This window comes from Comamonas sp. (assembly GCF_009360615.1).
In the GTDB taxonomy this organism is placed as follows: domain Bacteria; phylum Pseudomonadota; class Gammaproteobacteria; order Burkholderiales; family Burkholderiaceae_C; genus Comamonas.
Genome location: NZ_SPEY01000052.1, coordinates 1 through 20,070, shown reverse-complemented (window position 1 = coordinate 20,070; position 20,070 = coordinate 1). Strand labels below are relative to the sequence as shown.

The following is a 20,070-nucleotide window of genomic DNA, read 5'->3' as shown; positions in this document are numbered from 1 at the left end:
GGCGCGTCTCAGTCCTGCTTGTGCGCCGCAGGCACTGCACCCGCGGCTTGCAGCCGAACGGCCAGCTGTTCACCCAGTGCATTGGCGCTGGCAAAGTCCGTGACGATGGAGCTGGCCTGCACGCGCACCAGGCCCTTGCTGCCTTCCATATCGCCCCAGGCTGCATCCATGTGCAAGGTGTCGCCTTCAAAACGGCCATAGGCGGCCAGCGGCATGGAGCAGCTGCCGCCCATGCAGCGGCTGACGGCGCGCTCGGCGGTCACGGTCAGCCATGTGGGCATATGGGCCAGCGGAGCCAGGGCATCGATGATGTCCTGCCGGTCGGCGCGCACCTCGATGCCCAAGGCACCCTGGCCGGCGGCAGGCAGCATCTGGGCCGGGTCGAAGCGGGCGCGGATGCGCTCGCCCATCTCCAGTCGCATCAGGCCTGCGGCGGCGAGCACGATGGCGTCATACTGGCCTTCGTCGAGCTTGCGCAGGCGGGTGTTGACGTTGCCGCGCAGGGCCTCGATCCTGAGGTCGGGGCGCAGCGCCTGCAGCAGGGCCTGGCGGCGCAGGCTGGAGGTGCCGACCACCGCACCCTGGGGCAGTTCTTCCAGCGTTGCATAACGGTTGGAGACAAAGGCGTCGCGCGGGTCTTCTCGCGTCATCACGCAGGCCAGCACAAAGCCTTCGGGCAGCTCCATGGGCACGTCCTTCAGGGAGTGGACGGCCAGATCGGCTCGGCCTTCCTCCAGGGCCACTTCCAGCTCCTTGACGAACAGGCCCTTGCCGCCGACCTTGGACAGGGCGCGGTCCAGAATCTGGTCGCCCTTGGTCGTCATTCCCAGCAGATCGACGCGGTGGCCGCGCCCGCGCAAGATCGCCTGCACATGCTCGGCCTGCCACATGGCCAGCTGGCTTTCACGTGTGGCAATGACGATGGATGCGGGGGAGGATGCAGAAAATTTCATGACGACGCGGTCTCGAGCGGGTAACGGGGAATGCTAGCATGGCAAGTTGCCCTACACCGTGCCCAAGGAGAATAGTTCATGCCTTCCGCCCGCCCCAAGAGCGCCGCACATGCAGACAAACATGGCGACAAGCCGGCACGCAAGATCGACAAGGATCTGCCGCTGATCGAGGACATACGATTGCTGGGGCGCATTCTGGGCGATGTGATTCGCGAGCAGGAAGGCGAGTCGGCCTACGCGCTGGTCGAGCAGGTGCGTCAGCTTTCGGTCGCCTTCCGCCGCGATGCCGACGAAGCGGCCGACAAGGCGCTCAAGAAGCTGCTCAAGGGCCTGTCCAGCGACCAGACGGTGAGCGTGATCCGCGCCTTCACCTATTTCTCGCACCTGGCCAATCTGGCCGAGGACCGCCATCACATCCGCCGCCGCGCCGTGCACGAGCGCGCCGGCAACACCCAGGAAGGCAGCATCGAGGTGGCGCTGGCGCGCCTGCGCTGGGCCGGCATCTCGACGGCCACGGTGGTCCATACGCTGTCCAGGAGTTTCATCTCGCCCGTGCTCACGGCCCACCCCACCGAGGTGCAGCGCCAGAGCATTCTGACGGCCGAGCGCCGTATTGCCCAGTTGCTGGCCGAGCGCGACGACATCCTGATGCGCGCCCAGCTCTACAACAGCGCCAAGGATGCGCTGACCCCGCGCGAGCTGACGCGGGTGGAGGCGCAGCTGCGTGCCTGCGTGGCCCAGCTGTGGCAGACGCGGCTGCTGCGCCATTCCAAGCTCACGGTGGCCGACGAGATCGAGAACGCCCTGTCCTATTACGAGGCCACGTTCCTGCAGGAGATCCCCAAGATCTACGAGCAGCTGGAGCAGGAACTGGGCGAGAAGCTGCCAGAGCAGAGTTTCTTGCGCATGGGGCAATGGATTGGCGGCGACCGCGACGGCAATCCCTTTGTGACGGCCGAGAGCCTGGAGCTGGCCTTGACGCGTCAGGCCGACGTGGCACTGCGCCACTATCTGCGCGAGGTGCACTATCTGGGCGGCGAGCTGTCGCTGTCGGCCAATCTGGTGGATATCACTCCCGAGATGCAGGCGCTGGCCGATGCCTCGCCTGACCACAATGTGCACCGCAGCGACGAGCCATACCGGCGGGCGCTGACCGGCATCTATGCGCGGCTGGCCGCGACGCTCAAGCAGCTCACGGGCGGCGAGGCGGCGCGCCATGCCGTGGCGCCCCAGAATGCCTATCCCTCTGCCGAGGCGTTCCTGGCCGATCTGCAGATCATCGACGACTCGCTGTCGCGCTACCACGGCGATGCCCTGGCGCCGCAGCGCCTGCGCCCGCTGATGCGTGCCGTGCGTGTCTTTGGCTTTTACCTGTCCACAGTGGACCTTCGCCAAAGCTCGGACAAGCACGAAGAAGTGGTGCGCGAGCTGCTCTCGGTCGCCAAGGTCGAGCTCGATTACAGCCTTCTCGAAGAGGACGCCAAATGTGCGCTGCTGGTGCGCCTGCTCGAAGACGCACGCCCCCTTCGCGTGATGGGCGGCGACTACGGCGACCACACGCGCAGCGAACTGGCCATCTTCGAGTCTGCCAGACGCCTGCGCGAGCGCCTGGGCGGCGAGGCGATCCGCCATTGCATCATCAGCCACACCGAGACCGTCAGCGATCTGCTCGAGGTGCTGCTGCTGCAAAAGGAGGTGGGCCTGCTGCGTGGCACGCTCCAGGATGGCGCGCAGTGTGATCTGATCGTGGTGCCATTGTTCGAGACCATCGAGGACCTGCGCAATGCCGCGCCCATCATGCGCCGCTATTACCAGTTGCCCGGCATTGCCGAGCTGGTCCGAAAAAGCGGCGGCGAGCAGGACATCATGCTGGGCTACAGCGACAGCAACAAGGACGGCGGTATCTTCACCAGCAACTGGGAGCTGTACCGGGCCGAGATTGCGCTGGTTGACCTGTTCGACGATCTGTCCGATCACTACGGTATCCGGCTGCGCATGTTTCACGGCCGCGGCGGCACCGTGGGGCGTGGCGGCGGCCCCAGCTATCAGGCGATTCTGGCGCAGCCTCCGGGCACGGTGCGCGGTCAGATCCGCCTGACCGAGCAGGGAGAAGTCATCGCTTCCAAATATGCCAACCCCGAGATCGGGCGCCGCAATCTGGAAACCCTGGTGGCCGCCACGCTGGAGGCCACGCTGCTGCAGCCCACCAAGCCGGCGACCAAGGCGTTCCTGGAGGCGGCGGCGTTTCTGTCCGAGGCCAGCATGAAGGCCTACCGCGCGCTGGTCTACGAGACTCCGGGCTTCACGAATTACTTCTTCAGCAGCACGCCGATCCGCGAGATCGCGGAGCTCAACATCGGTTCGCGCCCCGCATCGCGCAAGGCGACCCAGGCCATCGAGGACCTGCGCGCCATTCCCTGGGGTTTCAGCTGGGGGCAGTGCCGCCTGACGCTGCCGGGCTGGTACGGTTTCGGTTCGGCAATCCAGGCTTTCATCCACCGCCCCGGCAAGGATGCCAAGGCGCAGCTGGCGCTGCTGCAGAAGATGTACCGCCAGTGGCCGTTCTTTCGTACCTTGCTGTCGAACATGGACATGGTGCTGGCCAAGAGCGACCTGAACCTGGCCTCGCGCTACAGCGAACTGGTGACCGACACGCGCCTGCGTCGCCGCATCTTCGGCACGATCGAGGCCGAGTGGCAGAGCACGGTGGAGGCGCTCAACCAGATCACGGGCGACAAGCAGCGCCTGGAGCACAACTCCGCGCTGGCGCGTTCCATCCGCCACCGCTTCCCCTATATCGATCCTCTGAACCACCTGCAGGTGGAGCTGGTGCGCCGCTGGCGCGCGGGACAGACCGACGACAGGGTCAAGAACGGCATCCATCTGTCCATCAACGGCATTGCCGCCGGAGTGCGCAACACGGGTTGAGGCAGGTTGTGCAAGCTCCTTAATCAGGAGCTTCTTGCGCCTATGAACAAAGGGTTTGAAGCCGATACATGCTTCAAACCCTTTTGTGTATGGCGCCAATGGTGATGAAAGTTGAGCGTTAGAACCGGCGTGCCCCATGCGGGAGGCCGCGAGCAAGCGCCGCCGCGCAGCGAGGCTGCCGTCCCCCTCCCGAAGAGAGATGCGAAGCGGCGCAGCCGCTCAGGGGGTTAGTGAAGCATCAATGATCCAGCCGCCTTGCTCTTGCCGGCGCGGGCGGGGGGATTGCACAGGCCGCACTGATAGTGGCGCGCATTCTCGTACGGCTCGGTCACGAACTGGCCCTTGCAGACCGAGCACTGGGTGCGCGTCAGCATCTGGGCATCGACAAACTTCACCAGGCGCCAGGCGCGGGTAAAGGACAGCAGGACCTCGAGGTCGGCGGCCTGAATCTGCTCGGTATAGAGGCGGTAGGCCTTGGTCAGCTGCTCGGCCGAGTCCAGCTCCACGCCCTTGGACAGGTATTCATAGATATTGAGGAACAGCGAGCTGTGGATGTTTTCCTGCCAGGTCAGAAACCAGTCCGTGGAAAACGGCAGCTGGCCCTTGGAGGGAGACTTGCCCGAGATTTCCTTGTACAGCCGGATCAGGCGTTCGTAAGACAGCGTGGTCTCGGACTCCAGCACCTGCATGCGGGCGCCCATCTCGATGAGCATGGCGGCGCGCTCGATTTGCTTGGATTCGTTCAGAACGCTTTTGGTGGCAGTCTTGGCGGCGGGCATCTATCTCTCCTTAAAACCAGGTAGTCGCTAGCGGGTGCTCAGAGCACTTCGGAGACACGGCTGGCCATCAGGATGTTGGCGTGCAGCGTATTGGTGGCGGCGTTGCCGATCTTGTTGCTGCTGTGGTTGGTCAGCAGGCTCCAGACCATTTCGTCATCGGCGCGGAAGCTGGCCAGCAAGGTGTTGCGCGATGCCAGCTTGAGCACCTGGGCCGAAGACAGCGAGCCCAGCAGGTCGCAGGACTCTTCGTTCAGACCCAGACGGAACACGGCCTCGGCCTTGTCCTGGCGGATCAGGGTCTGGGCCAGCATCAGGTAGGTGAGGTTGGCTTCACGGATCTCGGCAAGCAGTTGTTCGTTGTTCATGGGTCCAGTCCTTTCAATCTCCACAGACCGTCACGGCGCACACAAACAAGAGGTTAAAAGTGTTTCGATCTGTTGAAATGAATTGTGTTTCAAGCCTTGATCGAACTGAAGTCGGGGAGCGTCGGTATCTCCGGTCTGGTTTCACAGTCAGGCATGTAAGATTTTCCTTACGATGCTGCCGTCCTTCGGGATGACGCGGGATACCGTGTGGGGGCTGACATTGCATCAGGCCGGATTGCGCTGGTGCATGTATTGTGGATCTGTCCGGAAGATGACAAACGAGGAAATAGGCGGCTTTTTGTTCGGTATCTGATCGCCTATGAAACAAGGTGGCCGGGGGTCCCGGTGATAGCGGCCTTTGTCCGGGCTGCCGGACGGCATCGGATGCAGATGCCGGCCTGGGCACCGGCGATGCCGCGAGCGCCCGCAGCACCGCGGCGGACGCTGCTCACCGGTGCGGCCCCGCGTCGCACCCGGCCGAGGAGACGCTGGCCCGAGCCCCCGCGGGGCCGGGATACGAGCGTGGCCCATGCGCGGGCAAGCGGCAGGCTCAGCCCCGTTCGACCGGCCGGGAAGGCAGGCTGCACCATTCGCTCCAGCTGCCGGCAAACAAGGCCGTGGGAGCAAAGCCGGCAATGCGCATGGCCAGCACATTGGGAGTGGCGCTGACGCCGCTGCCGCACTGGTGCACCACGCTGGCGGGATCGCGCCCTGCCAGCAACTGCTCAAACTCGGCCTTGAGCAGTGCAGCAGGCTTGAAGCGTCCGTCGGCGGCGATATTGCTGGCGAACGGTCGATTCAGCGCACCCGGAATGTGGCCAGCCACCGGATCCAGAGGCTCCACTTCGCCACGGTAGCGGGCCGGTGCCCGGGCATCGATGAGGGTCTGGGTGGCCTGACCCAGATCGGTCTCGACCTGATCGACCGTCTTGAGCGTCTCCAGCGGCTGGCCCAGTTCAAAGTTGGATTGGAAATGGCCGGGCTCTTCCCCGCTGCTCAGGGGCTGGCCTGCGGCTTGCCAGGCCTGCAGTCCTCCATCGAGCACGGCCACGGCGTCATGACCGGCCCAGCGCAGCATCCACCACAGGCGGCCGCAATAGTTGCAGCCATTACGATCGTAGACCACGGCCTGCATGTCGTTGGCAAAGCCCACGGAGGAGAGCCAGACCGCAAAGCGTTCGCGGCTGGGCAGAGGATGGCGTCCGCCCGAGGCCGCTTCGGCGCTGGTGGCGACCAGGCCGTTTTCGCCGGGCACGCCATGTGCGGCGCTGAGGTTTTTGTCGAGGTCCGCAAATACGGCCTCGGGAATATGAGTCTGCAGGTAGTGTTCATGCCCGGCAGTCGGGTTCATGAGATCAAAGCTGCAGTCAAACACCATCAGGGGCTTGCCGCTGGCCTTGAGCCGGGCCAGCTGTTCGACGGTAATCAGGGTGTTGTAATGCTCGGGCGTCGAGTGATTCATGGCTTGCTGCTCCAAAGATTGACTGTTGCAGACGGCACCGCGTGCAGCCTTGCGTGATGCAAACCATTATGCGATCAGGCCAGGGTAACGGAATCGAGCGGCTTGATTGCGTGGATGTGGACAGCCGTGCCGGTCCTGCCTGCTCGCGCCCGCAGGCGGGGGCGCCGAGGTCAAGGGAGCATGCGCCCGTTCGCAGATGCGCCTAGCCCCTGGAGCGCAGCGTGGTGGCGGCAGCGCCGCTGGCGACGATGAGCGCGATGCCTCCCCAGCCGATCAGGGGAATGCTCTCACCGAAGAGCACCAGGCTGAGCAGGGCAGCAAACACGATGCCCGAGTACTGCAGGTTGGCGACGACCAGGGTGTTGCTCTTGCTGCCGGCCGAGGCATAGGCCTTGGTCATGCAGACCTGGGCCACGGCGGCCAGAACGCCCACGGGCAGCAGCCACAGCGCGCTCCATCCGGGAAAGGCCGACAGGCCGGTGAACGCCATGGTGATGCCGCCGGCAATGGCCGAACCCACCGAGAAATAGAACACCACACGGGTTTCAGGCTCGCCCAGGCGCGAGAGGGTGGTCACCTGCATATAGGCCATGGCCGCAAACATGCCGCCGAACAGGCCGCCGAGGGCGGCCACCCATTCGCTGGCCGGGGCGCTGGTCGGGCGCAGTACCAGCAGCACGCCGACAAAGCCCGCCACCACGGTGGACACCAGACCCCAGGGAAAGGGTGGAATGGCACGGCGGGTTTCGGGCTCGGCGGCATAGGACTTGCGTAGCGTGTGGCGCATCCACAGACCCTGCGCGATGAGGAACACCGCCATCCAGATGCTGCTCATGGAGTTGAGCGTGGTGGCCGTGGCCAGCGGCAGGTGGCCGATGGCATAGAACCAGGCTCCCATGGAGATCACGCCGACGAAGCTGCGCCAGGCATGTTCGCGCGTGTACTGGGTGGCCAGCGTCACGCCGCTGCGTCTGGCCAGCCAGGCCAGCAGCGCCATGCTGACCAGGCCTCGGTAGAACACGATCTCTGCCGCATTGAAGTCCTGGGAGGCAAACTTCACACACACACTCATGACCGCAAAAATCAACGCGGCCAGCACCATCCACAGGGCTTGCATATCTCACTCAATTCAGCATAAAAAATAGCTGCTGTGCTTATGAGGTAAGCGATAGCAGCTATCAGTCTTGAGGGTTACCTCATTCAGGGTCGAGGAACGCTGTCACCCATGATGCGGCGATACCATTCATGGAAATGTTGCATGCCGTCTTCCATGGGGCTTTGGTAGGGGCCGACCTCGTTGTCGCCGCGCTCGTACAGCGCCCTGCGGCCGGCGTCCATGCGCTCGCCGATTTCGTCGTCCTCGATGCATGTTTCCATGTAGGCTGCCTTCTGGGCCTGGACGAACTCGGGCTCGAAGGCTGCGATTTCCTCGGGGTAGAAGAACTCCACCACGTTCAGCGTCCTGTCCACGGCCAGCGGGTGCAGGGTCGAGACGGTCAGCACATGCGGATACCACTCCACCATGATGTGGGGATAGTAGGTCAGCCAGATGGCACCGCGGTCGGGCAGCTTGCCGTTGCGGTAGGCCAGCAGCACCTCGTGCCATTTCTTATAGATGTCCGAGCCTGGGTTGCCGAAGCTGGGCGCCACGCCCACGGTCTGCACCGAGTATTCGCTGGCGAATTCCCACTTCAGATCGTCGCAGGTCACGAAGTTGCCGAGACCGGGGTGGAAGGGGCCGACATGATAGTCCTCGAGGTAGACCTCGATGAACGTCTTCCAGTTGTAGTTGCACTCGTGCATCTCGACATGGTCGAGCACGAAGCCGTCGAACTGGAGCTGCTCGCGCAGCTTCATGCCGGCCAGGTCGGCCTCGATGTCGCGTCCATTGTCCTCGAAGAGCAGTCCGTTCCACTCACGCAGCCGGTAGTTGCTGAGGTTCAGGCAAGGGTCGTGGCTGAAATGGGGCGCGCCCAGGAGTTCGCCGCTGGTGTTGTAGGTCCACCGGTGCAGCGGGCAGACGATGTTGCCGCCGGCATGGCCCTTGCCTTCGGACAGCAGGTTGCCGCGTCCCTTGAGCATCACGGCCTGACGGTGGCGGCATACGTTGGAGATCAGTTCGATCTCGCCTTTGGCATTGCGTACCAGCGCCCGCCCCTCTTTCTCCTGAGGCAGCGCGTAGTAGTCGCCTATCTCTGGAACGGCCAGCTGGTGGCCCACGTAGCGCGGGCCGCGCTTGAAAATCGTTTCCAACTCGCGCCGGAACAGCGCTTCGTCGAAATAACTTGAAACTGGTAGTTGGCTTGCGGCCTGCTGCAGTTGAAGACTTAAATCAGTCATGGATGACTTGACCTAAAGACTCCCCACAGGGAGGGTGCACGTGCGCACACGGTAAAAAACGAAACCGGCCTTGACTGGACATGGGCTTCAGGCAATGGACGGCGGCACATGGCCTGCCGACGCGTATGCCCGACCAGGATGACCAGGCACGGGGCCGGCTTGACGGGAATGGGATTATAAGCTGTGGGGTTATTTCCGTTTTTCTGGTACGTGTATTGACGTTATTTCGTCCATCTGCCGGTGGGCCATGCCTGCTGCCATCCACCCCCAAACTCTCGCCGGCCGACAGGAACGCGGGAACCGCAGGGACGGGCCGTCGCGGGAATCACGGCGAAGACATGCCGCGACAGCCGGCTTTGCGGGCATTGCACGCCGATGGTGCAGGGACGCCTAAAATCGTCGCTTCCGTCCAACATCGCCCACACCCCCATGCCCAAGGCCGCTGCCGCCCCAAAATCTGAACTGCCTGTCAGCTATGAAGCTGCCTTGCAGGAGCTGGAGCAACTGATTGCGCAGATCGAATCCGGTCAGCTGCCGCTGGCGCAGATGCTCAGCGGCTACCAGCGCGCCGCGGAGCTGCTGGCTTTTTGCCGCAGCCAGCTGGATGCCGTGCAGGAGCAGGTCAAGGTATTGGACGAAGGCAAGCTGTCTGCCTGGACCCAGGACTGACCCGGCGTCCCCGCTTTTTGCCTTGAAGATGCAGCCCATGAATGAATCAATGATTGCCGAACCATCGACGCCTTTGAGCGAGGGCAGGACTGCCCTGGATTTTTCCGTCTGGATGCAGGAGCGACTGGTACGCACCGAAGAGGCGCTGACGCGCTGGGTGGGCATCAGTGCTCCGGCGGGCCTGGGCGAGGCCATGCGCTACGCCGTGCTCGACGGTGGCAAACGCTTGCGGCCGCTGCTGGTCTGGGCAGCATCCGAAGCGGTGGGCGGTCAGGAGGCGGCCACGCTGCGCGCCGGTTGCGCCGTGGAGCTGATCCACGCCTATTCGCTGGTGCACGACGACATGCCCTGCATGGACAACGATACCTTGCGTCGCGGCAAGCCCACCGTGCATGTGCAGTTCGGGGAAGCCTCGGCCTTGCTGGCCGGTGACGCCCTGCAGGCGCTGGCGTTCGAGCTGCTGCTGCCTGAAGACGACGGCATTCCCTGTGCCATGCAGGCCAAGCTGTGCCGTCTGCTCGGCGCTGCGGCGGGCAGCCAGGGCATGGCCGGGGGGCAGGCCATCGACCTGGCCAGCGTCGGCAAGCAGCTGAGCGAGGCACAGCTGCGCGAGATGCACCGTCTCAAGACGGGAGCGCTGCTGCTGGGCAGTGTGCTCATGGGGGCCACCTGCAATGCGCAGACCGATGCAAGGGCGCTGGCCGCGCTGACCGACTATGGCCAGGCGCTGGGCGTGGCTTTCCAGGTGGTGGATGACATTCTGGACGTGGTGGCCGACTCTGCAACGCTGGGCAAGACGGCAGGCAAGGATGCGGCCAATGACAAGCCCACCTTTGTATCGCTGCTGGGGCTGGAGGCTGCAAGAGCCCATGCCGAGGAGCTGCGCCGTCAGGCGCACGCAGCGCTGGGACGCAGCGGGCTGGCGGACACGCAGGCCCTGGCGGCACTGGCCGACATGGTGGTGCAGCGCACCCATTGAGATTGAATGGAAAAGCTCTGTAACCGAATATTGGCAAGGGCTAGCAGCTCTTAAAAAATATAGAACATGTCCACGAATAATTCTTCCCTGCTGCACAACATCAACGATCCCGCAGACCTGCGCCGCCTCTCGCGCGCCCAGCTCAAGACCCTGGCTGCGGAACTGCGCAACTATGTGATCGACAGCGTCTCCATGACCGGCGGGCACCTCAGCTCCAACCTGGGGACGGTGGAGTTGACCGTGGCGCTGCACTCGGTGTTCAACACGCCCCATGACCGCATCGTCTGGGACGTGGGCCATCAGACCTATCCTCACAAGATCCTGACCGGACGCCGTGACCGCATGGCCACCCTGCGCCAGCTCGGCGGCCTCTCCGGCTTTCCCCAGCGTGCCGAGAGCGAGTACGATACTTTTGGCACGGCCCACTCGTCGACCAGCATCTCTGCGGCGCTGGGCATGGCACTGGCAGCCAAGCAAAAGGGCGAGGATCGGCGTGCCATCGCCGTGATCGGCGATGGCGCGATGACAGCCGGCATGGCTTTCGAGGCATTGAACAACGGCGGCGTGCACGATGCCAATCTGCTGGTCATTCTCAATGACAACGACATGAGCATCAGCCCGCCCGTGGGCGCGCTCAACCGCTACCTGGCGCAGCTGATGAGCGGGCAGTTCTATGCCAAGGCCCGCGATGTGGGCAAGAGCGTTCTCAAGCAGGTGCCGCCCTTGCTGGAGCTTGCCAAGCGTCTGGAGCAGCAGGCCAAGGGCATGGTCGTTCCTGCCACCATGTTCGAGCAGTTCGGCTTCAACTACATCGGTCCCATCGACGGTCACGACCTCGACTCGCTGATTCCCACGCTGGAGAACATCAAGGGCCTCAAGGGACCGCAGTTCCTGCATGTGGTCACCAGGAAAGGCCAGGGCTACAAGCTGGCCGAGGCCGACCCCGTGGCCTACCACGGGCCCGGAAAATTCGATCCGGCAGTCGGTCTGGTCAAGTCCGCCACGCCTGCCAAGCAGACCTTCACCCAGGTGTTCGGCCACTGGCTCTGCGATATGGCAGCCAAGGACCCGCGCCTGGTCGGCATCACGCCCGCCATGCGCGAGGGCTCGGGCATGGTGGAGTTCCACAAGCGCTTTCCGGGTCGCTACTACGACGTGGGCATTGCCGAACAGCATGCCGTGACCTTTGCCGGCGGCATGGCCTGCGAAGGCGTCAAGCCCGTGGTGGCCATCTATTCCACGTTCCTGCAGCGTGCCTATGACCAGCTGATCCACGACGTCGCGCTGCAGAACCTGCCCGTGGTGTTCGCGCTGGACCGCGCAGGTCTGGTCGGTGCCGACGGGGCCACGCACGCCGGCGCCTATGACATTGCGTTTGTGCGTTGTATTCCCAATATGAGCATGGCCTGCCCGGCCGACGAGCGCGAAACGCGCCAGTTGCTGACCACGGCCTATGAGCAGAACCACCCCGTCTGCGTGCGCTACCCTCGCGGCGCCGGTGTGGGCGTGACGCCGCTGGAGAGTCTTGACGCTCTGCCGTTCGGCAAGGGCGAGATGCGACGCGAGTCGTCCTCCGGCAAGGTGGCGATTCTGGCCTTCGGCACCTTGCTGTACCCTGCATTGCAGGCGGCCGAAGCCCTGGATGCCAGCGTGGCCAATATGCGCTGGGCCAAGCCGCTCGATGAAGCGCTGCTGCTCAAGCTCGCTGCCGAGCATGAACTCATCGTCACGCTGGAGGAGGGGTGTGTCATGGGCGGTGCCGGCAGTGCCGTCCTGGAATGCCTGGCCGCCAACGGTCTGAGCAAGAACGTTCTGCAGCTGGGTCTGCCCGACGCGTTCATCGAGCATGGCGATCCTGCCAAGCTCCTGGCGCTGCAGGGGCTGGATGCTGCTGGCATCGAGGCCTCCATTCGCAAGCGTCTGGCCGCAGCAGGCTGACGCGCCATGGACATGGTTTGTGCCAGTCCCAGGGATTGAGACCGGGCCCTTCTGTGAAGGGCCTTTTTCTTTGCCTGCCGTCATGAAAACTGACGGCATTCGCGAATCGCCACACGGCTGGCGTCTGCGTTCCTAGAATGCCTGTGGCTGTCGGCCGGTGATCAGCCGGTCGCAGTCGGCTTTGCAATCGACAACTACTAGCGGAGAAATATTCATGGATCGTCGCTCACTCGTCAAACATGTGGGCATGGCTGGTGTACTGGCAGCTGGCGTGGCTCCGGCGGTGCGCAGCCAGGAGTTGCTGCGCTGGCGCCTGGTGACGAGTTTTCCCAAAGTCCTGGACGCGATCTCGGGCGGGGCCGAGAAATTTGCCCAGTCGCTGCGTCTGATGTCGGGCGGCCAGATCGAGGTCAGCGTGCACTCTGCCGGAGAGCTGATGCCAGCCTTCGGCGTGATGGAGGGGGTGCAGAACGGCGTGGTCGAAATGGCGTTGACGGCTCCCTACTATTTCACGGACAAGGATGACTGCTTTGCACTGGGTTGCGCCGTACCCTTCGGTCTGACGGCACGGCAGATGGATGCCTGGATGGAGTGGGGCGGCGGGCGCAAGCTCATGGATGATTTCTACGCCCAGTACAACATCAAGAGCCTGAGCGCCGGCAACACCGGCACGCAGATGGGGGGCTGGTACCGCAAGGAGATCCGGACCGTTCAGGATCTGAACGGTCTGCGCATGCGCGCCGGCGGTGGCTTGCTGGGCGATGCGCTTCAAAAGCTGGGCGTGCAGGCCGTCAACATGCCCATTGGCGACGCACAGCAGGCGCTGGAAAAAGGTCGTCTCGACGCCGTGGAGTTCGTGGGTCCCTACGACGACCAGAAACTGGGTTTCGGCAAGATCGCGCCCCATTACTACTACCCCGGATGGTGGGAGGGCGGCGCAGAGCTGGCCTATTTCATCAACGCCAAGTCCTTTGCCGCTCTGACAACCGAGCAGCGCGCCATGGTGGAGGCGGCAGCGGCACTGGCCGCCAGGGATCTGACGGCCAAGTACCTGGCATCCAACCCCGCAGCCCTCAAGAAGCTGCTCAGCGAGCGCGTGCAGCTGCGCGCCTTTCCACGAGAACTCATGGATGCGGGCTTCAAGGCCGTGATGGCCACCATGGCCGAGCATGAGGCCCGGTCGGCATCCTTCAGGAAAATTCACAGAAGCATGCGCGGATTCCAGCACGACCAACTGCTCTGGGATCGTTTCTCCGAGTTCCGTTATGCCAGCTATATGAGCGCGGTACGTCTTTAAGCAGCGATGGCTGCCCGAGGACGCCGACGGGTATCCCCCTTACTAGGTAGAAATTCTTAAGCGAACGGTCACTTTTTAGCGTATGCCAAACGGTTGGCTCGTGTACATTTTGTGCCTGTTGCATAAAACCAGCTGGCAAAGATCAGTGGTCGGTGTCAGCCCAATTCGTTCCTCAAGGAGACTAAAGTGGATCGTCGTTCCATTCTGAAAAATGCCGGTATTGCCGGCGTGCTGGCTGCGGGTGCCGCGCCCGCGGTTCACGCCCAGGCCGCAGTGCGCTGGCGTCTGGCCTCCAGCTTCCCCAAGTCGCTGGACACCATCTTCGGCAGTGCGGAGAAGCTGTCGCAGCTGGTCAAGGCCATGTCGGGCGGCAAGTTCGAGATCTCGGTTCATCCTGCCGGCGAGCTGATGCCCGCTTTCGGAGTGGTGGATGCACTGCAGGGCGACACCATCGATATGGCCCAGACCGCAGCCTACTACTTCACCGGCAAGGACCCCATCTTCGCCTTCAGCTGCGCCGTACCCTTCGGCCTGACCGCACTGCAGATGAATGGCTGGAAGGACCATGGCAATGGCCGCAAGCTGCTCGACGCCTTCTTTGCCAAGTACAACTTCAAGACCGCATCGGCCGGCAACACCACGACCCAGATGGGCGGCTGGTACCGCAAGGAAATCAAGACCGTGGAAGACCTCAAGGGTCTGAAAATGCGTCTGGGTGGCGGCGTGTTCGGCGAAGCCATGGCCAAGCTGGGCGTGGTGGCGCAGAACATGCCTGCCGGCGATGTGTACCAGGCCCTGGAGAAGGGTACGCTGGATGCCGTGGAATTCGTCGGCCCCTACGATGACGAGAAGCTGGGCTTCAACAAGGTTGCGCCCTACTACTACTACCCCGGCTGGTGGGAAGGCTCTGCCGAGCTGGAGTTCTTCATCAACATCAAGAAGTACAACGCGCTGTCGCCCGAGAACAAGGCGATCCTGGACGCCGCAACCCGTGTGGCTGCAGCCGACATGACCAGCAAGTACCAGGTGCTGAATCCTCAGGCCATCAAGCGCCTGGTGGCCAACAAGACCCAGCTGAAGATGTTCCCCAAGCCGCTGATGGACGCCGGTTTCAAGGCCTCCATGGAAGTGTTTGCAGAGCACGAAGCCAAGTCGCCCGAATTCAAGAAGATTCACCAGGACATGCGCGCTTTCCAGCGCGACCAGATCCTGTGGAACCGCTTCTCCGAGTACCCCTTCAATCAGTACATGGCGACTGCCAAGATCTGATTGCGCTCAGACTCCAGAGTGCCGGCGTCATGCGCCGGCTGCAAAAAAAAACCGCAGCTTGCTGCGGTTTTTTCATGCCTGCAGATCATGCCAGTCTGACCCTGTCAGCGCCCGCATCGGACAGCGCAAACAGCAAGTCCTCCACGGCTTCGACAGGTGCAGAGCCAAGATCGATGGTCGCTCCCACTCCTTCTGCCAGGACTTGCGGGTCCGACATGAAGTGAACGACTTGCTGAAGCCCCGCCTCATCCGGCTCGTTTGCATCATCCCCATCAAACCAGTCCATGAACCAGTCGGCAAGCGCCTGGGCAGCCTGCTCTTGTGGCAGCCCTTGCACTTCCAGGGACAGCCAGTCCCAGACAAGGGGGTGCAGCTCCATCGCGCAGTCGGCAAGGTGAAAATGAACAGGCTCGAACTTGAGCCGTGTCTGTGAATCCACCTGCACCGTTTCGGTGGTGTCTTCCGACATGCGGATGACATCGGCCCGGCAGGGCAGGTCCCATATTCCCTCGGTTGCCAGCATTCCATCGTTATTGCGATAGGCCGGCTCCACATAAGACTCCTGGGCACGGGCTGCCTGAGACAGCAGATCTGCATAGGGTTGACGGATGGCCGTCAGCAGTTCGGTGATGGTCATGGTGGTTGACGGAAAGGGGGTGAACCCATCGCCCATCAATCATTGATCCATGAAAAAGCCCCGGCTCTGGCGAGTCGGGGCTGTGCCTGAAGGCTGCGGATCTACTTGGCTGCAGGCGCTGCGTTCAGCGAATCCTGCAAGGCCTTGGCCGGGTCGTCCGAGCCATAGCCGCCCGCATCGGGCGCGGCCGGAGCAGGCTGGCTGCCATCGGCAGGGGCCTCTGGCGCAGCAGAGCCTTCCTCACCGCCTTCAGGCGCTCCGAAGGGGTTGTCTGCACCATAGCCGCCGCCCGCATCGTTGAGCTGGTTGAGCATCTCGTCGCCCACCTTGTTCATGTCCACGACCACCGGTTTGTCGAGCGCGCCGGTCACGATGCCGGGGAAGGCGATCAGCACCCCCACCATCACCAGCTGAATCAGCACAAAGGGCACGGCACCCTTGTAGATCTGCATGGTGGTGACGGGGTCGATGACCTTGTGCGTGACCTTGTCGACATATTGCTTGTCCGGAGCGACGGAGCGCAGGAAGAACAGTGCAAAGCCGAAGGGCGGGTGCATGAACGAGGTCTGCATGTTCACGGCCAGCAGCACGCCGAACCAGATCAGGTCGATGCCCATCTTCTCGGCCACGGGGCCCAGCAGCGGAACCACGATGAACGAGAGCTCAAAGTAGTCCAGGAAGAAGGCCAGGAAGAAGATCATGATGTTGACCACGATCAGGAAGCCCACCTGTCCGCCGGGCAGGCTGGTCAGCAGGTGCTCCACCCATTTGGGGCCATCTGCGGCCTGGAAGACCAGGCTGAAGGTGGTGGCGCCGATCATGATGAACATCACGAAGCTGGCCAGCTTGGTGGTCGAGGCCAGGGCCTGCCTGAGCAGGTCCATGTTCAGGCGTCGGCGGGCAAAACCCATGATCAGCGCTGCCATGGCACCCATGGCTCCACCCTCGGTCGGTGTCGCGATGCCCAGGAAGATGGTGCCCAGCACCAGGAAGATCAGCAGCAGGGGCGGGATCAGCACAAACGTCACGCGCTCGGCCAGCCTGGACAGCAGGCCCAGCTTGAGAATCCGGTTGAGCGAGGCGATCACGAAGGCGATGAAGGTGCCGCCGCACATGGCGGTGACGATCTTCTCGTCGGTGGCGACATCGGTGACCTCCTTGCCTTGCCACCAGGTGTGCAGGTCAGCCATGTGGCTGGCCAGGATGATGGCCACGATGGTGGACAGGCCCATCACCACGACCAGCGAGGTGTAGCCGGAGTTGCCGTTGGGCTCGCGGTAGATACGCGCTTCGGGCGGAAGTGCCGGTACGGCATGGGGCTTGAAGATGGCCAGGAATGCCACCCAGACCACGTACAGGCCCATGAGCATGAAGCCGGGGATGAAGGCACCCTTGTACATATCGCCCACGCTCTTGCCGAGCTGGTCGGCCATCAGGATCAGCACCAGCGAGGGCGGGATGATCTGCGCGAGCGTGCCCGAGGCTGCAATCACGCCCGATGCCAGGCGGCGGTCATAGCCGTAGCGCAGCATGATGGGCAGGGAGATCAGTCCCATGGAGATCACCGAAGCGGCGACCACGCCGGTGGTCGCGGCCAGCAGCGCGCCCACAAAGATCACGGCCAGCGCCAGTCCGCCGCGGATCGGGCCGAACACCTGGCCGACGGTGTCGAGCAGGTCCTCTGCCATGCCGGAGCGTTCGAGGATCAGGCCCATCAAGGTGAAGAAGGGCACGGCCAGCAAGGTGTCGTTGGCCATGATGCCGATCAGGCGCTGAGGCAGCCAGGCCATCACGGAGGAGGGAAAGACCCCCAGCTCGATTCCCAGAAATCCGAAGGCCAGGCCCGCAGCGCCCAGACTGAAGGCCACCGGGAAACCCAGCAGCAGAAAGCAGATCAGCCCCGCAAACATGATGGGGGCGTAGTTGGTAGCGATGAATTCCATTGATTGTCTCCCGCTACCGTTATGCCTTGGCCTGGGCGGCAAGCGCCTCAGCCTGCTTGCGATCGGCTTCGGCACGCAGGGCCTCGGCCAGCTCTTCCTCGGCGCTCTTGTCGTTGAGCTTGCCCATGGGATCGGGGCCGTCGCCGGTCAGGAAGGCAATACGCTTGATCAGCTCGGAGATTCCCTGCAGCAGCAGCAGGCTGATACCCACAGGAATCGCTGTCCATACGGGCCAGCGGATCAGTCCGCCGGGGTTGCCCGACATTTCGCCGGACTGGTACATCTGAATCACCACCGGCATGCTCAGCCACAGAATGGTCAGGCACAGCGGGGTCAGAAAGAAGGCAAAGCCGATGATGTCGATCCAGACCTGCGCCTTCTTGGACAGACGGCTGTTGATCACGTCGATGCGTACATGCTCTCGATGCAGCAAGGTGTAGCCCGCCGCAATCAGAAACGACCATGCGAACAGATACCACTGGACTTCCAGAAAGGCATTGGAGCTGTGGTCAAAGGCCTTGCGAACAATGGCGTTGGCGGCGCTGATGAAGGTGGCGGCAAATATCAGCCAGATTGAATATTTGCCGACAAAGGCGTTGAGCCTGTCGATCGCCCTGGACAGGGCAAGAAGAGCCTGCATGGTGTCTCCAAAAAGTAGGCCGTGTATGCGTCGCGCTGTGGGGGCTGGTAAGCCTCAGGGCGATCTGAGTTTTTGAACCGAACTCGAGATTCTACGGACGCAGGTATGGTGTTTTTTACAAATACGCACGCAGTTGTGGCGCCCGAGCGTCAGTGATGCCTGCTATATGCACGATAGCAGGAAGGGGATGACTGGTGCCGTTCAGGTGATTGTTTTATTGAGGTATTTTGGGATGGTCAAGGATTCTTGCGCTAGTGTGCGCCTGCTGTCGTGGAGGTTGTCTGCACACTGGAACTAGGGCAAATCCGTAGAGCCGCACACGCGTCGAGGCGGTGGCCATGCCTGCTATTTGCTGGACAGCCGGCGATAGAGCGTGGCCCGGCTCAATCCCAGGTTTCGGGCAGCCACGGTTACATTTCCGTGCGCCTCCTGCATGGCTTGCTGAATCAGCAGCAGCTCGCTGGTGCGTACCGGTCTGGCCATGGTGCTGGCAGAGTTTCCCTGGTGGGCGGCTCCCGAAGCGGTCACGGGGGGGGGCTGCAGCAGAGGGCCGGCCTGCGCCAGCGCCAGCAGGCGCAGGCCCGACCAGAGCGGCAGCTGCAGCGGCGCCTCGGGCCGCTGGCGCGCATGTCCGATCAGATGGCTCCAGGGCAGGGCCAACAGCTCATGGCTCTGGAGGAGTGCGTCCTCGCCGGGGGCCTGCAAAGGGCGTGGCACCAGCTGTCTGGCGACGGTATTGCAGCCCAGCAGGCGGCCTTCGGCGTCAAACACCATGAGGCCTTCACCTTCCTGGCCCAGAGGCCCGCCAGGCCAGTTCACGCGCAGCAGCAGGGCATGAGGCAGCGTCCGCAGCAACCGGTCTTCGATGGCGCGTGCGCAGCGCAGCGCCAGGAGCATCAGCTCGGGGCGCTCGGGCACATCAATGCCTGTGATATCCAGCATGCCCAGGCATTCTCCCTGAGGGCCGAATACCGGCGCGCCTGCGCAGCTGTAATCGCGCAGGTCGTCGAAAAAATGCTCCTGTCTGTGCAGCCACACCGGGGCGAGTTCGGCCAGCGCTGCGCCGATGGCGGAGGTGCCCACGCCACGTTCGGAAAGATCCACGCCGACACGGCCCACGGCCAGCGCGCGCAGATCGCTGTGGTCGACGGGACCTTGCACCTCCAGTGCCACACCCTGTGCGTCGGTCAGCAGACAGAAGTAACGCATGGCGCCCACGGCTGCGACCAGTTGGGTCATGACGGGTCGTGCGGCCTGAAGCAGTCGCTGGTGCCTGTCCTGGGCATGGCGCAGCGCATGGGGCCCGACGGCCTCGAACTCCACTTTGTGTGCAGGATGGCGGCCTTGCGCCAGACAGCGCTGCCAGGAGCGCCATAGCCACGGAGTCAGGCCCGAAGGTGCCAGCGCGTGAGACGAATCCATCGACAGCAACTGCTGCCGGGCCAGGGCAATCAGTGAATGGCCTGCACCCGGGCGGGTTGCGGCTTGCGCGGAAGTGGCGGGGCTGGCGGGCGACATGCGGACTCCGGACAGTGTTTCATTTTGAGAATATCTGTGCGTGTTTCGCCTGGCTTGGGGGTCAACCCTAGCGCCTGCCATCGCGGCAACTGTCCACCATTGAGGATGTGGTTGTGCTTTGTTACCCAGTTCTTCGGATTCAGGCAGGAGGCATCACGATGAATGTTCAGTTCACGGTCAATGGCCGCGCGGCCAGCATTGACGTCCCCCCCAATACCTTGCTGGTGCAGGCGCTGCGTGAACAGCTGCGCCTGACGGGCACCCACGTGGGCTGCGATACCAGCCAGTGCGGAGCCTGCACGGTGCTGGTCAATGGAAAGGCCATCAAGTCCTGCACCCTGCTGGCTGTGCAG

Annotated in this window: 17 protein-coding genes; 7 read left to right on the top strand and 10 right to left on the bottom strand. The window is 63.2% G+C overall.

The window, feature by feature from the left end; genetic code table 11:
• Window positions 1–8: 8 nt before the first annotated feature.
• Window positions 9–953 (bottom strand): hydroxymethylbilane synthase, encoded by a 945-nt coding sequence (gene hemC / locus E2583_RS15390; RefSeq protein WP_291597103.1) that lies wholly within the window; start codon window positions 951–953, stop codon window positions 9–11.
• 78 nt (window positions 954–1,031) lie between these two features.
• Here hemC and ppc point away from each other — a divergent pair, with 78 nt between their 5' ends.
• Window positions 1,032–3,881 (top strand): phosphoenolpyruvate carboxylase, encoded by a 2,850-nt coding sequence (ppc, locus tag E2583_RS15385; protein WP_291597100.1) that lies wholly within the window; start codon window positions 1,032–1,034, stop codon window positions 3,879–3,881.
• A gap of 227 nt (window positions 3,882–4,108) precedes the next feature.
• Here ppc and flhC read toward each other — a convergent pair whose 3' ends face one another.
• The 5 genes from flhC to E2583_RS15360 all read right to left on the bottom strand — a co-directional run bounded on the left by flhC (window position 4,109) and on the right by E2583_RS15360 (window position 8,827).
• Window positions 4,109–4,660 carry a flagellar transcriptional regulator FlhC gene (flhC, locus tag E2583_RS15380; protein WP_291597098.1) on the bottom strand — a complete coding sequence of 184 codons (552 nt, stop codon included), beginning with the start codon at window positions 4,658–4,660 and terminating at the stop codon, window positions 4,109–4,111.
• A gap of 38 nt (window positions 4,661–4,698) precedes the next feature.
• Complete coding sequence (gene flhD, locus E2583_RS15375) at window positions 4,699–5,025, bottom strand: flagellar transcriptional regulator FlhD (RefSeq protein WP_003069145.1); 327 nt, start codon at window positions 5,023–5,025, stop codon at window positions 4,699–4,701.
• 550 nt (window positions 5,026–5,575) lie between these two features.
• Window positions 5,576–6,487, bottom strand: a complete 912-nt coding sequence (locus E2583_RS15370; protein WP_291597095.1) for a sulfurtransferase — start codon at window positions 6,485–6,487, stop codon at window positions 5,576–5,578.
• 202 nt (window positions 6,488–6,689) lie between these two features.
• Window positions 6,690–7,604 (bottom strand): DMT family transporter, encoded by a 915-nt coding sequence (locus E2583_RS15365; RefSeq protein ID WP_291597093.1) that lies wholly within the window; start codon window positions 7,602–7,604, stop codon window positions 6,690–6,692.
• Window positions 7,605–7,687: 83 nt separating this feature from the next.
• Window positions 7,688–8,827 carry an aromatic ring-hydroxylating dioxygenase subunit alpha gene (locus tag E2583_RS15360; protein ID WP_291597091.1) on the bottom strand — a complete coding sequence of 380 codons (1,140 nt, stop codon included), beginning with the start codon at window positions 8,825–8,827 and terminating at the stop codon, window positions 7,688–7,690.
• A gap of 429 nt (window positions 8,828–9,256) precedes the next feature.
• Here E2583_RS15360 and xseB point away from each other — a divergent pair, with 429 nt between their 5' ends.
• From xseB to E2583_RS15335, 5 genes are all read left to right on the top strand, one after another.
• On the top strand, window positions 9,257–9,496 hold the full coding sequence (xseB, locus tag E2583_RS15355; RefSeq protein ID WP_291597089.1) for an exodeoxyribonuclease VII small subunit: 240 nt from the start codon (window positions 9,257–9,259) through the stop codon (window positions 9,494–9,496).
• Between the two features lie 37 nt (window positions 9,497–9,533).
• Window positions 9,534–10,475, top strand: coding sequence for a polyprenyl synthetase family protein (locus E2583_RS15350; protein WP_291597087.1), 942 nt, complete (start codon window positions 9,534–9,536; stop codon window positions 10,473–10,475).
• A 66-nt stretch (window positions 10,476–10,541) separates the two neighbouring features.
• On the top strand, window positions 10,542–12,413 hold the full coding sequence (gene dxs / locus E2583_RS15345; RefSeq protein ID WP_291597085.1) for a 1-deoxy-D-xylulose-5-phosphate synthase: 1,872 nt from the start codon (window positions 10,542–10,544) through the stop codon (window positions 12,411–12,413).
• A 214-nt stretch (window positions 12,414–12,627) separates the two neighbouring features.
• Window positions 12,628–13,710, top strand: coding sequence for a TRAP transporter substrate-binding protein DctP (dctP, locus tag E2583_RS15340; RefSeq protein ID WP_291597084.1), 1,083 nt, complete (start codon window positions 12,628–12,630; stop codon window positions 13,708–13,710).
• A 186-nt stretch (window positions 13,711–13,896) separates the two neighbouring features.
• A complete protein-coding gene (locus E2583_RS15335) occupies window positions 13,897–14,979 on the top strand; it encodes a TRAP transporter substrate-binding protein (RefSeq protein ID WP_003069176.1) in 1,083 nt (360 codons plus the stop codon).
• 85 nt (window positions 14,980–15,064) lie between these two features.
• Here E2583_RS15335 and E2583_RS15330 read toward each other — a convergent pair whose 3' ends face one another.
• From E2583_RS15330 to E2583_RS15315, 4 genes are all read right to left on the bottom strand, one after another.
• Window positions 15,065–15,616: a hypothetical protein gene (locus E2583_RS15330; protein ID WP_291597081.1), complete on the bottom strand. Its 552-nt coding sequence runs from the start codon at window positions 15,614–15,616 to the stop codon at window positions 15,065–15,067.
• Window positions 15,617–15,717: 101 nt separating this feature from the next.
• Entirely contained in the window at window positions 15,718–17,559 is a 1,842-nt protein-coding gene (locus tag E2583_RS15325; RefSeq protein ID WP_291597080.1) for a TRAP transporter large permease subunit, read from the bottom strand.
• A gap of 19 nt (window positions 17,560–17,578) precedes the next feature.
• Window positions 17,579–18,199 (bottom strand): TRAP transporter small permease subunit, encoded by a 621-nt coding sequence (locus E2583_RS15320; protein ID WP_291597078.1) that lies wholly within the window; start codon window positions 18,197–18,199, stop codon window positions 17,579–17,581.
• Window positions 18,200–18,544: 345 nt separating this feature from the next.
• On the bottom strand, window positions 18,545–19,717 hold the full coding sequence (locus tag E2583_RS15315) for a helix-turn-helix domain-containing protein (RefSeq protein ID WP_291597076.1): 1,173 nt from the start codon (window positions 19,715–19,717) through the stop codon (window positions 18,545–18,547).
• Between the two features lie 158 nt (window positions 19,718–19,875).
• Between E2583_RS15315 and E2583_RS15310 the strand changes: the two genes are divergently transcribed.
• The coding region (locus E2583_RS15310; RefSeq protein ID WP_291597074.1) for a 2Fe-2S iron-sulfur cluster-binding protein at window positions 19,876–20,070 on the top strand (195 nt) is incomplete at its 3' end.